This window comes from Bradyrhizobium erythrophlei (genome assembly GCF_900129425.1).
Lineage (GTDB): Bacteria > Pseudomonadota > Alphaproteobacteria > Rhizobiales > Xanthobacteraceae > Bradyrhizobium > Bradyrhizobium erythrophlei_C.
In genome coordinates this window covers 7697055-7710871 of record NZ_LT670817.1, presented here as the reverse complement: position 1 = coordinate 7710871, position 13817 = coordinate 7697055, and the positions used below count along the sequence as shown (strand labels likewise).

At 58.6% G+C, this 13817-nt stretch carries 11 protein-coding genes; 6 read left to right on the top strand and 5 right to left on the bottom strand.

The features are described from left to right. The first annotated feature begins 19 nt into the window (after positions 1-19). The 3 genes from B5527_RS36645 (at position 20) to B5527_RS36630 (ending at position 4121) form a co-directional block, all read left to right on the top strand. On the top strand, positions 20-859 hold the full coding sequence (locus B5527_RS36645) for an alpha/beta fold hydrolase (protein ID WP_079605832.1): 840 nt from the start codon (positions 20-22) through the stop codon (positions 857-859). Positions 860-906: 47 nt separating this feature from the next. Beyond that, positions 907-1872 carry a Bug family tripartite tricarboxylate transporter substrate binding protein gene (locus tag B5527_RS36640; RefSeq protein ID WP_172842772.1) on the top strand — a complete coding sequence of 322 codons (966 nt, stop codon included), beginning with the start codon at positions 907-909 and terminating at the stop codon, positions 1870-1872. A 1871-nt stretch (positions 1873-3743) separates the two neighbouring features. Continuing rightward, positions 3744-4121: a hypothetical protein gene (locus B5527_RS36630; protein WP_154072711.1), complete on the top strand. Its 378-nt coding sequence runs from the start codon at positions 3744-3746 to the stop codon at positions 4119-4121. Positions 4122-4200: 79 nt separating this feature from the next. On the opposite strand, the gene B5527_RS36625 is transcribed toward B5527_RS36630, so the two are convergent. Further along, on the bottom strand, positions 4201-4935 hold the full coding sequence (locus B5527_RS36625; RefSeq protein ID WP_079605828.1) for a response regulator: 735 nt from the start codon (positions 4933-4935) through the stop codon (positions 4201-4203). Positions 4936-5497: 562 nt separating this feature from the next. Here B5527_RS36625 and B5527_RS36620 point away from each other — a divergent pair. Together B5527_RS36620 and B5527_RS44855 are read left to right on the top strand one after the other, a co-directional pair. Then, positions 5498-8035: an ATP-binding protein gene (locus B5527_RS36620; protein WP_245332393.1), complete on the top strand. Its 2538-nt coding sequence runs from the start codon at positions 5498-5500 to the stop codon at positions 8033-8035. Positions 8036-8129: 94 nt separating this feature from the next. Further along, entirely contained in the window at positions 8130-8597 is a 468-nt protein-coding gene (locus tag B5527_RS44855; protein ID WP_154072710.1) for a hypothetical protein, read from the top strand. Between the two features lie 243 nt (positions 8598-8840). On the opposite strand, the gene B5527_RS36605 is transcribed toward B5527_RS44855, so the two are convergent. Genes B5527_RS36605 through B5527_RS36595 form a run of 3 tightly spaced genes read right to left on the bottom strand, consistent with a single transcriptional unit; the run spans position 8841 to position 10892 of the window. Beyond that, complete coding sequence (locus B5527_RS36605) at positions 8841-9452, bottom strand: hydrolase (RefSeq protein ID WP_079605824.1); 612 nt, start codon at positions 9450-9452, stop codon at positions 8841-8843. Between the two features lie 31 nt (positions 9453-9483). After that, positions 9484-9966: a cupin domain-containing protein gene (locus B5527_RS36600; protein WP_079605823.1), complete on the bottom strand. Its 483-nt coding sequence runs from the start codon at positions 9964-9966 to the stop codon at positions 9484-9486. A 17-nt stretch (positions 9967-9983) separates the two neighbouring features. Then, positions 9984-10892 (bottom strand): alpha/beta fold hydrolase, encoded by a 909-nt coding sequence (locus B5527_RS36595; protein ID WP_079605822.1) that lies wholly within the window; start codon positions 10890-10892, stop codon positions 9984-9986. 136 nt (positions 10893-11028) lie between these two features. On the opposite strand from B5527_RS36595, the gene B5527_RS36590 reads away from it, so the two are divergent. Continuing rightward, positions 11029-11928: a LysR family transcriptional regulator gene (locus B5527_RS36590; RefSeq protein ID WP_079605821.1), complete on the top strand. Its 900-nt coding sequence runs from the start codon at positions 11029-11031 to the stop codon at positions 11926-11928. A 1444-nt stretch (positions 11929-13372) separates the two neighbouring features. Here the strand turns inward: B5527_RS36590 and B5527_RS36575 are convergent. Continuing rightward, positions 13373-13792: a hypothetical protein gene (locus B5527_RS36575; RefSeq protein WP_154072709.1), complete on the bottom strand. Its 420-nt coding sequence runs from the start codon at positions 13790-13792 to the stop codon at positions 13373-13375. Positions 13793-13817: the final 25 nt, after the last annotated feature.

Sequence of the window (13817 nt, the reverse complement as noted above, 5' to 3'; positions counted from 1 at the left end):
GCAAAGATCAGGAGAGAACATGCCGCTTATTAAGGCCCGCGACGGCAGTCCGTTGCATTATGCGGTTCACGACCATACCGACCGGTGGCGCCAAGCCTCTACCATCATCCTGGTGCACGGCTTTGCGCGCTCGGGCGAGTTCTGGTTCAACATGGTGCCGTATCTCAGCCGTTTCTTCCGCGTGGTCTGTGTCGATCTGCGAGGACTCGGTAAATCGGCGCCGCTGCCGGATCCGAAGACGGTGACGATCGACGCCTATATCGATGACCTGCTGGCGGTAGCCGACCACGCTAACGCGGAAACCTTCCACCTTGTCGGCGAGTCGATTGGCGGCGCGATCACGCTCTCGTTTTCCGGACACCACCCTGACCGGGTGCGCACGCTCTCGGTCATTGCGCCGGCCATTTTCGCCAATGACTGGATTCGTTCGACCTATGCGGTAGGCTATCCGACCTGGGAGGGAGCGATCCGTGACCTCGGGGTCGAAGGCTGGACCCGGAAATCGAACACGCTTGCGCGCTTTCCCAAGGAAATCGGCCCGGCATTTCTCGAGTGGTACGCGAAAGAGGTCGGCAAGGCGGACCTCGAAGTCGTCTGCGCTATGGTGAATTTCGCAGCCACCGTCGATGCCCGTCCGCTTCTGTCGAAGATTACGGCGCCAGTGCTGGCGCTGTATCCCGATGGGGGCGATATCGCGACCAAGGAGCAGTCGAGCATTCTGACCAACTCGATCGCCGATGCTCGCGTGACCTATCTGCAATCGCCGTATCAGATGCTGGGCCTGCTGCATCCGGCGGCGTGCGGCGAACAAATTCGGAATTTTGCTGCGCTGAAAGACGGCTTTGTTGCACGTGAATAGAATACATGCCGGCGGCATGCCGGATAATGCTGAAGGCCGGAGGAAGCATGATCATTGACCGCAGAGTTCTGTTCGCGGTGGCATCGATATTTCTGGCGAGCGTCGACGGCTCTGCGGCCACCGAGTTTCCTCAGCGAGCCATAACCCTGGTGGTGCCTTTCAGCCCCGGAGGCAATGTTGACTCGACCGCGCGCATCGCCGGACTCTCGCTTGGCACGGTCCTGAAACAGCCGATTGTTGTTCTCAACAAGCCCGGCGCCGGCGGGGCCATAGGGGCAAGCTATGTCGCCAAAGCCGATCCCGACGGAAACACCCTGCTGATCACGGTGCCCGATACGTTGACGATCGTGCCACGCATGATGACGACGTCCTACAAAATGGACAGCTTCAGGCCGGTTGGTACGGTCGCCACCACGACTCCGCTGCTGGTGGTCCGGAGCGACAGCCGATTCAAGACGATCCAGGATTTCCTTTCCGCGGCCGAAGCCAAGCCAGGATCAATATTGGTGGCCCACGATGGGCCAGGTTCAGCCAGCCAGCTTGCGCTGCTGCAATTCGCCAAGGCGGCTAACCGCAGTTTCAACCTGGTGCCGTATCAGGGCTCCGCGCCGGCGCTGACCGATCTGCTCGGCGGTCAGGTGGACGCGGCGGTGGATCAAATGACGAGTTCGCTGTCGTATCTGAAAGGCGGTCAAATGCGCGCGCTGGCGGTAATGTCGCGCGACCGCGACCCGCTGCTGCCGGACGTGCCGACGCTAGAAGAGGCCGGCGTCAATTTGAACGTGATGACGACGTTGGGGATCTATGCTCCGGCGGGTGTCCCGGATGCCATTGTCGACACCCTCGAGCAGGCTCTAGTAAAGGCGCTGGGGAACGGTGAACTGCAAAACCGGATGCATTCGATTGGTAGCAACGCGCTTAAGTCCTCCGCTAAAAATTTTCGTGAACAGATGCTGGGCGAAGACAAGCGCGCCCAGGCAATGGAAGCTGCCGGATTGCTAGCAACTGAATAGCTGTCAGGATGAAAGCTCGTCTTATTCAAAAACGCTTGGGCTTTCGGCGTATAATTCGTCGAGTCCATAAGGACCGCTTGCTCGTGTTCTTTGAAACGCGATGATGAGCTTCCGCTTTGATGTCGCGACTCCATAGCCTGCTTCATCTGAGCACTGAAATCGCCCGAAGCTAACTTTTCATCTTTAAGTCCTGGAGTTCCTGAAACAAAAACCAGGCTGCCAACTTTCACGGCTGAAGAGACCGGGATGTTACGTACCGCTACCGCTACTCGGCCGTGCCAATGAAGTTATTGATTGACTGTGATTGCCCCAAGTCGGAGTCGGGCCAATCGCATTCTTGTGGGAGCGTCCGGTTGTGGCGCAAAGCAGCGGTTCGTCGGCATCGATAAGGGAAGAGGTCCTGTCCGAGTTGTGGCGCGTTCTGACCAATGTTTCATGCGCTTAGAGAATGCGAGATCGCGAACCTGTTGAGAGATTGTTCGGATCGTTGTCCGAGCCGGGAACGCGTAGCAATTTATTCTCCGTTAATTCGCTCCCGGTTTTGCTGGGCATCGCTCGTCGACACCCACTAGTCCTAGGACCAATGGTTAAACGGCGCGTACAACCTGACGCTGGCACGAGCCTTGCTCATCTAGACAATTCGCGTTGCGATTCGCTGATCGGATGTTACGGAATCTCGGGACGCCCATTCATTGCTTCGGACAACTTATGCGCGCGATTTTCCTGAGATCGTCGTTAATAGCCACGACCGAGCCCCAATACGGACTGGGCGCCGGCGCTCCAGAAGCTCCTGGCGAACAGAGGACTAAGCCTCCCCGCGTATGTACGGCAACAGCGGGCGCGAAGATGAGACCTATATAGACGCGCTCGTCCGCGTCCTGGATGGCATCGAGACTAAAACCCAGCCAGGAGGAGTCCGCACCATGGGAGTGACAAGCGAAGGTCTCTCCTTGCGGGTCATTTTCCTGAGATCGTCGTTAATAACCACGACTTCGATCGCTCAGGATTGGCACTATCGAGATTGGATCTACGTCGCGGCTGGGCGAGACATGGGGTCGTTCGGAAATGGCGGCACCTTTCGCAAATGGTCATATGCCCTAGCGCATGCACACTTGCTCGAAATTTGAATCAGATTTCAAAAAAAATGAAAATGGTCTGAGTAAAAAGTTAGGTGGTTCTCGCCGCTTATGCCGGGTTCGTGAAGACTGTGGCAGGAAGAACGATCGCAATGTCGGTCTGGCACTAAGTCGCCCAGATGAGCGATGGCCGCATCCCGCAACTGACGGCCTCTTGGACAAGCCGAATAGGTCCTAACTCCTACGCGCTAGCCCCTGTTCTGAAAGCGGCTTTGCAAAAAAAAATAAAGGCATGGGGGAAGTTCCAGGCGTGCGGCGCGGTAGAGTTAAAGTCCGTCTGCTTCCAGGGCTAGGCTTGGGCGGATAGCGCAGCGCGAGCTCGTGTCGCGTCCATCGTTGTGACGTTACGTAGTTCGCGGCACCGCCGCCTTAACCATCAAATAGATTCGGGCTCGTGTCCGTCGCTTCGCAGTGCTATATCTCTCAATATGCACCGAGTGGTGGCCCAATTTGGGCTGTCTGCCAACCTAGGTTACTTCGACCCAAGGTGGACCTCTTGCGCGGCTTCCGGATGTCCCGGCAGCAAAATAAAACGGAGAATTCCTATGGCTAACCCTCGCCGGCAGTATCGCAAGGTATGCGGCAAGGATGAATATCAGCGCCGGCCTGAGGCGAGCCCGGCAACCGAACGCACTGAGGATCAGCAATGGGACGATATCGGCGCGTCGCTGCATCACTGCGACGAATGCGCCGAACCCCGACGGCGACGGGCATCCCGCCCCAGGAGTTGATCACATGACGGAAGAAGCCAAACCACCGGCATGGGCCGCAAAGACAATGACCGCTGCCGACCTCGCATATTTTTGCTTGAACCATATCACCTTCTCGCAAGCGTTTTGCGAAGTCGAATACCTGGCTGGCCAGTTGGCCGAAGAGCTAGGACTCTCTGATCAAGAGAGCGGCGAGTTTATGAGCGTGGCCCTATCCAGCAAAAGCCATGAAGCGGAAGACGCATGCGGGGCAAACCCAGCTCTCACCGCTCTTATGCGTGGCCACTTCCCGAGTCGGGCATTCATTGAAGAGCAGGAAGACAAGCGGCGGCGGCGGCAATCCATCATTGATGGCTTGACGGCGCCCGGCGACGAACGGGCGCCGGATGAATTACAGCCCTAGCAGTTCGAAGACGCGGCGGGAAATTTTCTCGCCTCGCGAAGCGCGATTGAAGAAATGCCCGACAATCGGGCTCCGCTGTTCAAAACGGCTTGACTATGGCCGTAAAGATATAGCCAACGCCGCGCTCCGTCTCGATTACACGTGGCGCATTCGGGTCGATCTCGAGCTTGCGTCGCAGACGCAAGACTTGGACATCGATGCTTCGGTCGAAAATGTCCTCGCGGACTCGCGTTGCTTGGAGAAGCATCTCCCGCGTGAGCGGCCGTTGTGGCGCTTTGAGAAACGCGAGCAACAAGGCATATTCGCTTTTGGTCAGCAAAACCGCCGCGCCGTCCGGATTGACGAGGCGACGGGTGCGACGTTCAAGCGACCAGCCGTTAAACCGGTACCCGCCCCTCTCCGGGTTGCGGGTTCGCGCTGCGCGGCCCATTTCGTGCCGCCGTAAAATGGCGCGGACGCGCGCCAGCAATTCCCTGAGGCTGAACGGCTTTGCCAAGTAATCGTCCGCACCGAGTTCGAGACCCACCACGCGGTCCACCTCCTCACGGCTGTGGCCTGTCATGATGATGATAGGGACGTCGGAATGAGACCGGATCTGTTTCAAGACGTCCAGCCCATCTTCTTGGCCGAGCCGCAGATCCAGCAGGATCAGGCCGGGATGTGCCTTTTCGAGGTGGCGACTCAAGTCCTGCCGGCTGGACACGGAAGCCGCCGGCACATTGTGTTCCTCTAGATAATTGGTGATCGTCTGCCGCACCATCGCGTCGTCATCGACTACAAGAATGTGGCCCACCGCGCCGGTGTCGCCGGGCATTCCTCCGCTCCTAGTTTCGATTGCTGACTGTTTGCTAGCGTAAGGGTTTGGACGACCGAATGCAGCTTGAACAAACATTCGGCTGTCCTTGGATCATGAGATTTGCCGGTAGTTGGACTGAATTATAGATTTCAAAAATTCAGCCCGCGCCGCTTTGAGAGCATCGCTCCACCGCTGCGCAACGTCGGCGTCGAAGCCGCTAAATTCGGCGGCACTGCCTACGACAAGGCACCCGCGTTTGCCTTCGACGCCATGGTATCAGCTTTCCGCCAGTCTTGAGCCCGAGACACGTTACAACCGTAACGAAGTTTTTCTCCCGATGGCACTGAGCCGCCACATGGCGCCTGTATCTTCCGGATGGCATAGAGTATTGAAATGGGACAGATCAGTCCGGAACCACGCTCATCCGACGCTCGTATTACGGCCGGGACAAGGACCATCGTCGAGCGTATCACCTATAGCGCTTCGCCGTCGATCGAGGAGAGTTCAGCATCGCTCCCCCAGATGGGCGAACGTTACATGATTGGGGTCAGCTGAAGTGCCCCTCTTATCACGCCTATTCGTGCTGGTAGCTGTCGCGCTACTGCCCACGATCGCAATCCAAGCATACAATGAATTCGACCTGCGCCGCGCGCGCCAAGTCGAAGTGCAGAACCAGGCGCTCAGCCTGGCTAAGCTCGCCGCGGCAGAACAGCAGCAGATCGTACAAGGAATTCGTCAGGTCCTGATTGCGATGTCGGAACTCCCCTCGATAAAAACGAGGGACAGCCAAGCGTGCAATGCTTACCTGGCAGCGATGCAGCGGCGATTTCCGGCGTTCATTACCTTTCTCGTTGCCGACTTGAATGGCCAGTCCTTCTGCGACACGAACAGCGACCATAGACCAATCACCATCTCTGCGCGTACCTACTTTGCCAGCGTCCTGAAGACCGGCGCATTCACCGTCGGAGAATTCTCGAAAGGTCTGTCAACCAACCGGAACGTCATCCAGTTTGTGTTGCCGTTCTACGGCGACAATGGCCGCATGGGCGGCGTCATCGTAGCGGGTCTGAGCCTGGATTGGCTCGCTGACTACATCGCTCGGAAGGGTGTTCCGGAAGGAGCTGCGCTCGCCATTACGGACCGCAACGGCACTTACCTCGCGCGTTACCCCCATAACGATCGGTTCGTCGGCACTAAGATGCCCGGTGACAAATACCTGAAAATGGACGACGGCGGCGCAGTCGATATCCTCGATATCGATGGCGTGGAGCGGATCGACGGCTACTCAGCCTTGCGGGCTGATTCCGGGACCCTTGTTGTCAGCTTCGGCCTCAACAAGGCGCAGGCTTTCGCCGAGATCCAAAATCACACGCAACGCGACATCCTCCTGATCGCCCTGAGCGCCTCGCTGGTATTGGTCCTGACATCGTTGGGCGCCCGGCGCTTCATCCATCGCCCGCTGGGTCAATTGGTCGACGCCGCGAACCAATGGCAGCTCGGCGAATTTGGCCGGCGCGTGGACATCCAGGATAAATCGGAAATCGCTGGGGTCGCCGGTGCGTTCAACACCATGGCCGATGCACTGGAGCATCGCGAGCGCGAATTGTTCGAGGCGAAGGAGAAGGCCGAGGAAGCCGCGGCTCGGATCACGACAATCTTTGAGAGTACGACCGACAGCGTGCTTATCGTCGATCGAGACTGGTGCATCAGCTACCTCAACGGGCGGGCCTGGGCGCAGGTCGCCGGAGGGCGCGATCTGATCGGCGCGAAACTGTTGGAGGCCTTTCCGGAGACTGCCGACACGGAAATTTTCCGCCAACTTCGCGAGGCTATGTCGGAGCAGCGCCCGGTCTCGTTCGAAACGTGCTGTACTCGCCGCGGTATCTGGTACGCGATCAACGCGTTCCCCTCCAGCGAAGGGCTCGCGATCTTCTTCCGAGATGTCACTGAGCACAAGCACGCAGTGGAAGCGCGCCGGCTGACCGAGGAGCAGCTTCACCAGAGCCAGAAGATGGAGTCCGTCGGCCAGCTCACCGGCGGCATCGCGCACGACTTCAACAACCTGCTTATGGTGGTCTCCGGAAACCTCGAGCTCATCGAGGAGGCGGCACATAATGGCAGGGTCCGGCAGCTCGCTGCGGCCGCACGGGGTGCCGCTAATCGGGGAGCAAAGCTAACGGCGCAGCTTCTCGCCTTTTCCCGGCGGCAGAGACTGAGCCCAAAACTGGTCAACGCAAACGAGCTGATTTCTGAATTCCAGGGGCTCATCCGCCAAGCGGTCGGAGGAGCTTGCGAGGTCAAGCTGCTGACCGATGGGCCACTGTGGCTGTGCCACGTCGATCCGCCACTGCTGGAGACTGCTCTCCTTAACCTAGCCCTGAATGGGCGCGATGCCATGCCGGATGGCGGCGTACTCGTGATCGAGACGCGGAACGTCGTGCTAGATGAGGGAACCGCGACCGGGTGCTTACCCGGATCGTATGTCAAGGTGTCCGTCACGGACACTGGCTGCGGGATGCCTCCTGAAGTACGAGATCGGGTTTTTGAGCCCTTCTTCACAACCAAGGAGGTTGGCAAGGGTACCGGGCTCGGCCTAAGCATGGTCTATGGCTTTGTCCGACAATCCGGGGGGTATGTTGCCGTCGAAAGCGCGCCCGGCGCGGGGACCACGGTCGCTCTGTACCTGCCTAAAGCCACGCAAAAACCCGATGGCGGGGTGGAAGCCATCCAACCGCAGGCCATACCGGGAGGCTCGGAGCGAATCCTGGTGGTTGATGACAATGAGGATCTCCTGAAAGTCTCATCGGCAATGCTAACTTCGTTCGGCTATCGGGCTCTTTGCGCCCGGAATGGTGCAGAGGCCATCCAGATGTTCGAGAGTGGCCAAGAATTTGATCTCTTGTTTAGCGATGTAGTGATGCCAAACGGAATGAGCGGTGTTGAGCTTGCCCGCGAAGCGAGGCGGCTGAGCAAAGGCATCAAGGTCCTGCTCACCTCGGGCTACGCGGGAGACGTGTTGGAGCGACATGGAGCGGCAGACGAGTTTCCGATCATCGACAAACCTTACCGCCTGGCGGACTTGGCGTGGCGCCTGCGGTCAATCCTGCACGAAGCTTAAGATCCTCGTCCGGCCTTTGTCTGCTCTTGCGGGGATTGCTAGAGTGAGCAGCATCCCAAGAAAGCGCGTCAGCACGACACGATAGGTATCCTCAATGAACATTCGGTTCCTCTTCTGCGCGCTTATCACGGCTGTGAGCGCAGTCATAAGTCTCGGATTTTCTGTCGCGGCGGCCTTCAATACTGCAAACGAAGCCCGCAACATGGCGCTGTACACCGGTGGGCGAAGTGTAGCCTTGGTAATAGTGAGTGCGGTCTCGTTTCTGACTGACTCAACTCCATGGTTGGAGGCGAGCGCTTCCAGCATGATCAATGTTCAGATCTGTGAGGCCGGTATAGGAGCGATAATTAAGGATCGGATGAGGAACCGCGCTCCTGAATTTTGCAGCAGTGATCTGATTGCTGAGCTAACTTTGCTCGTTGAGCGCCCCATGTCGATTGCTGGCGATTTCATCGCCCGCGTCCGGACCGTCAAGACATCGGCAGCTCACTGGTCGCAACCTTTATTCCAGATGAAACGCGAGCGCGAGGCGCCGAAATCAGATTGTAGTTTCGAAGCATAAGGATATTCCGGCAACAACGTCGATTGTCCGCGATCGGCACCCTCAACGAAGCGCTTCATGATTGCCCCCGGCAAATCGCCAAGCGAATCATAGCAGACAGTTCGTTTTCACGCAGCCAGGGTCAAAAGCTGGCTCTGAGGGAATGTCCGGTCTTGGCGCAAAGCGGTCGTTCATGTAGCAGCATCTCGCCACTGCCGTTCACCACAATTCTCGGGTATCCAAATGGATAGCGCGGGCGAGCGATCAGTGCCCTTCGACCGCAAACAGGATATCGACGAAGCCAGGAACCGTTTCCTTGCGCAGCCAGTCGCGTTGCAACTCGCAGATCAACTGCACCCAGCTCGTCGGTTTCGCACCAGCCTGAACGATGCGCTCCAAACCCGCGCGATGGGCTTCAGCCGATGTGCCCGCGACGGCATCCACCACCGGATAGACCTCGTAACCTGCCTTCAGGGCGTCGAGCGCCGGGAATACCAGGCAGACCTCGGTCCAGAGTGCCGCCATGATCAGCTTCTGGCGACCCGCAGCCTTTACGGCCGCGACGAAGTCGTCATCTTCCCAAGCATTGATTGCTGTGCGATCGATTGGTTCGACGCCGGGCAAGATGTCCACTAGCTGGTGAATGAGAGGCTGGTTCAAGCCCGTCTTCACGTTGACGGTCGTAACCACGATTGGCAGACCGTACAACTTTGCAGTTCTTGCGACCGCGGTGATATTTGTCACCAGCGCGCGGCGGTCCATGGAGGCGACTGACGTAACTTGCACCGGTTGAAAGTCGATAATTAACAGCGCGGCGTTCTGCGGTGTGAGCATGTGATCGGCGAGCGGGTCGCGAATGGCTCTGGGAGAGGTCATGGCAGTTGTCCTATCGATAGTGAGATAAGGGTTAGGGACGTCGGGGATCGGCGGCGGCGTCGATGTAGTGTGTGTCGGTGGGACCAAATCCGGTAATGTAGACGACCGCAGGCTCATCACGGGTCATGGCAAAGTGCGGTGCATCGGCCGGCTCGGTGTAGAAGCTACCCGGCTCCAAAGCCTTGACCTCCGTCTCGTCGGCGCTGGAGCCGTAGCCGAAAAACCACACTCCCGAAATGACGACTGCGGCGCGATCGTCCCTGTGCGTATGGGCCGCGATCTTCATATGCGCCGGAACGCGAAGCGCGATGGTGTAAGGCCCCGCCGCGGTTGGATCTCCGGACAACACCGTGGTCTGTATTCCCGAGACACCCGAGGTGCCGGCGCCCGCGCCGCTCTTGGCCATGGCTGCGATGTCGGACGGTGTCAGCCGGCGCCGCTCTTCCTGCGAGCCGGCGAGCGCGGCGGTGGCGCTGGCGAGCGCGAGGATGATGCTCACGGTTGTGCTTTGCATGCATTCTCTAAGTGTCATCATTGCAGGAAATCCTTGAGCAGCTTGACGGTGTCAGCTGGATTCTCTTCCATCAGCCAATGTCCAGAGTGGGGGATTATGGCCTGCTGCACATTTGTGGCTGCGAAACGCATGACGGTTGCCATCATCGGACCGAACGATTTCTCGCCGCCCACCGCCAACACCGGCATGACCAGCATGCCTTTGGTCAGAAACGCCTTGTTGTCGATGGCGTCCTGATCGAAGGCCTTGAACTGTTCGAAACCGAAATGCATGGCTCCGAGGCGGGCATAGAGCCTGGCGTAGTGTTCGCGCGAGGCCTCATCAAACTTCTTCGGATCAGCCGAAAACTCGTTCCAGAAGCGGTCGAGGTAGATGCGCTCGCGGCCCTTGACCAGCCGCTCCATGTCCGGACCGCCGAAGCGGAAGTGCCATAGCAACGGATTTTTCAGAATTTCTTCCCACGGGCCGACACCGGGCAGGGGTGCATCGAGCAAGGCGAACTTTGTCACGCGGTCTGGATGCTCCGCCGCAAAGGCGTAACCGACCATGTTGCCGATGTCGTGGGTGACGAGTTCGACCTTGTCGATATGCAACGCGTCGAGCAGGCCTGCGATGTCTTCGCCTTGGGTCTTCTTGTCGTAGCCGCCTGCCGGATGTGAGGATAGGCCCATGCCGCGCAGGTCGGGCACGATAACCGTGTGGTCATGTATCAGCGCGGCGGCGAGCGGCGCCCACATGTCGCCGGTCTCGCCATACCCATGGAGCAGAACGACCGCCAGCCCGTCGCCGCCGACGCGAACATGAAGCGTTACGCCGTTGGTCTCGATTTCCTGCGTGCGGAATGATGCAGGGAAGGGCTGCACCTGCGCCGCCGCCGGGAGCGCGATAGCGAGCGCCCCAAGAACCCCGATGACAAAGCTGAGCATCGCACATCTCCCTCCATTCGGGGGGCGGTCGCTCCGACCGACGCCATAAGCCCCGCTGGGCGAAACGTCGGTAGCATTCATGCATTGTCGGGATTAGACTTACATTGGTGGAATTGATTTCCGGAAAACCCGAACGATGCTGAAGCTCGATGGCTTAGCCACTTTCGTTGCGATCGCTGAGGCCGGGTCGATCAGCGAGACCGCGCGGCGGCTGCGATTGTCCAAGTCCGTGGTGAGCGACCGGCTGACCGAACTTGAAAGAAGTCTCGGCGCTAATCTTGTGCACCGCAGCACGCGCAAGCTGACGCTGACCGAGGACGGGATCGCCTTCCTTGAGCGGGCCTCCCGCATCGCGCAGGAGGTTGAGGAGGCCGCCGCCGATATGGCGGAGCGACGCGGAGCCCTGGTAGGCCCGTTGCGCATCTCGGCGCCCGTCACCTTTGGCCGCATGCACCTGGGGCCAGCCATCTACCCGTTTATCGCCAAACATCCCCGCATCGAATTGACGCTCGATCTCGACGATCGCCGTGTCGACGCAAGCGCCGGTGGTTACGACGCCGTGGTTCGGCACGGTCCAATCGCGGACTCGCGTCTGATGGCGTGGCGCTTGGCATCGAGCCGCCGAGTTCTCGTCGCGTCACCGGACTATCTTGCGCGACAAGGTACACCCGGCTTGATGACCGATCTCGATGGTCATCGTGGGATCTTCTACACGAACCGGGGCGTCGGCGACTGGCGCTTCTCAGGATCGAATGGAGCAACGATCGTGCGCGGCCGACCAGCGCTGCTCGTGAACAACGGCGACATGATGCGTGACGCGGCGCTCGCCGGGCTGGGCATCGCGCTTCTGCCGATGTTTATTGTGGGCGCCGACATAAAGACTGGCAGCTTGCAAGTCGTCGACGTCGGGGTGCGACCTGAGGAGGAGTTTATCTATGTGGCCCACCCGGAGGGTCGGCGGCCGTCCGCCAAGTTGAGGGCCTTCGCCGATTGCTTGCGCGATGCGTTTGCTGATCCGACCTATTGGGAGCGATGAAAACTCAGCTCGCTCGATCTTTCGGACGATGAGGCCGACAAGAATCGGCTGATCGGGGAGATCGACATTCCAGAAACGTTTGATGAGCGAATAACTGCTCGTGGAGGCAAAGCGGTCGTTCGCATAGTATGGATTCGGAATGTCCTCCCGTTTTCGCCTTGTGAGGATGTCAATTTCGTTGTGCAGTCCAGTAACCCGAGCATCGCGCATTTCCTGCGTAGCCGCTCCATGTCCCGCGGCCAGAGCTGCTGGAGAGTCTGCCTGAGCCCGATGCGTATTTGTCTTGAACGGTCACCGAAGCGCGAACTGCGCCGGATTTCGCGACATATCCCCTGAATCTTACGAGATTAGGCTCCGTCACAACTCCGTTAGAAATATTGACAGTGAAGTTGTAGGTGGGATCGCACGCACCTCGTCGCGTCACGAAGGCGAGGTCCCAGGAACCATCATAGGCCGATCGTGCGTGTGCGGTACTTGCTAGAGCAACTAAAAAACATGTTGTAATTGCCCAAAGAGAAGGCCTTTTCATGTCATTTCTCCGGAGCAAACTAACGGCGTCTAGGTTCGCTATGGAAATGGTGAAGCGATTGATCCGCTAGAAGAAAACATTTTCTCACGTCGCATCAACACCGCGCGAGGCCGGAGGGTCGCACCATCGCGAGCCGCCGCATCTCATCACTTGGCTGAGCTCGGGCGGTCGACGGCGCCGCGAGCCAGCGTCGCCAACCTCGGAGGGAGGCACCCGAAAGTCGGCTCTGCAGACGCGGCCGAACTAACCACGAATATGGGCACGAAGAGTATAATAGGCACCTGGGTCGGAATTTGCGCTTTCATAGCTATTATGCTCAGCGGCCTAGAGCACGCGTCCAAGACTGATCCAAGCCGCGTCGATACAGCGTCAGAGGGATTGTTATTCCCCCTCAATTGAACTAGCGCCTCGCAGACTAGGCCTATCGCCGGGCCAGTCAGGTGCCGGCGGTTTCGGGCCGAGCCCGACTTTCAGGAACGGCCCTTCTTGGCGCCAAGCGGACATTGGTCGATTTACGATATCGGCTAAGCGCGCCAACCGGGCAGACCAGCCTCAGCCGGAAGTAGCCCGACATCGAGTTATTCTAGGCGGCTTCGCGATCGACTGGGCCGAACGCAACTGCACGATCTCGATCGTCCTTCCATCTCCGCTCGCTCGCACCAAGGGTTTTCAATAGCTTACAGCTGACCGGTGATGCAATTCCGAGAAGCCGGGTCAGCGGCTGTTTGATCAACCGGCTGCTTTTGTTGCTGCCCACGGCACGCTTAGTGGCGCAATTTTTTTTTTTGCGCGTGCGGCACGGACGCGCTTTTCCGTTCGAGAAAATTGCGGGCGTGCAGGCGCGCGGAGTTCCTCTACCATATGCATTTCCTAAAGCGGAACATTGAGGCGATCCCCTGCTTCCGAGCGCGGCCGCTATTCCACGCTGCCTCGGACAGATCCACGCAAGAGGCACACCGCAAGAAGCTGGAATGCAGCAATGACAAGAGGTCCAATTGATTTTCCTAGTTCATGTTGCAACAGTCCAACCCCCGCATCCAGCAACTGTATGAAACCTGCCAGGGTGCCCAATAGCAATATTGCTGATTCCGAACGTTGGTAGATCGCAACCAAAGCAATCACGGCGAGTGGTATGGTGCGAGCTGCAGCGTATAGGGCGAATATGAACGAGGCTTCCGTTGGAACATAGCTCGCCGGCAGTATCCACTTCGGATTGACGAGTCCTGCGACAGCAAACCCGACCGCAACCAGAACGTTGATCGCCGTAATCAGCGAAGCCACACGCATAGCTGTCGTGCGCGACGAAAGGCCGGACATGGAGGTAAGTGCTGACATTGAGAAAGGCTCCTCGGAGATAGGC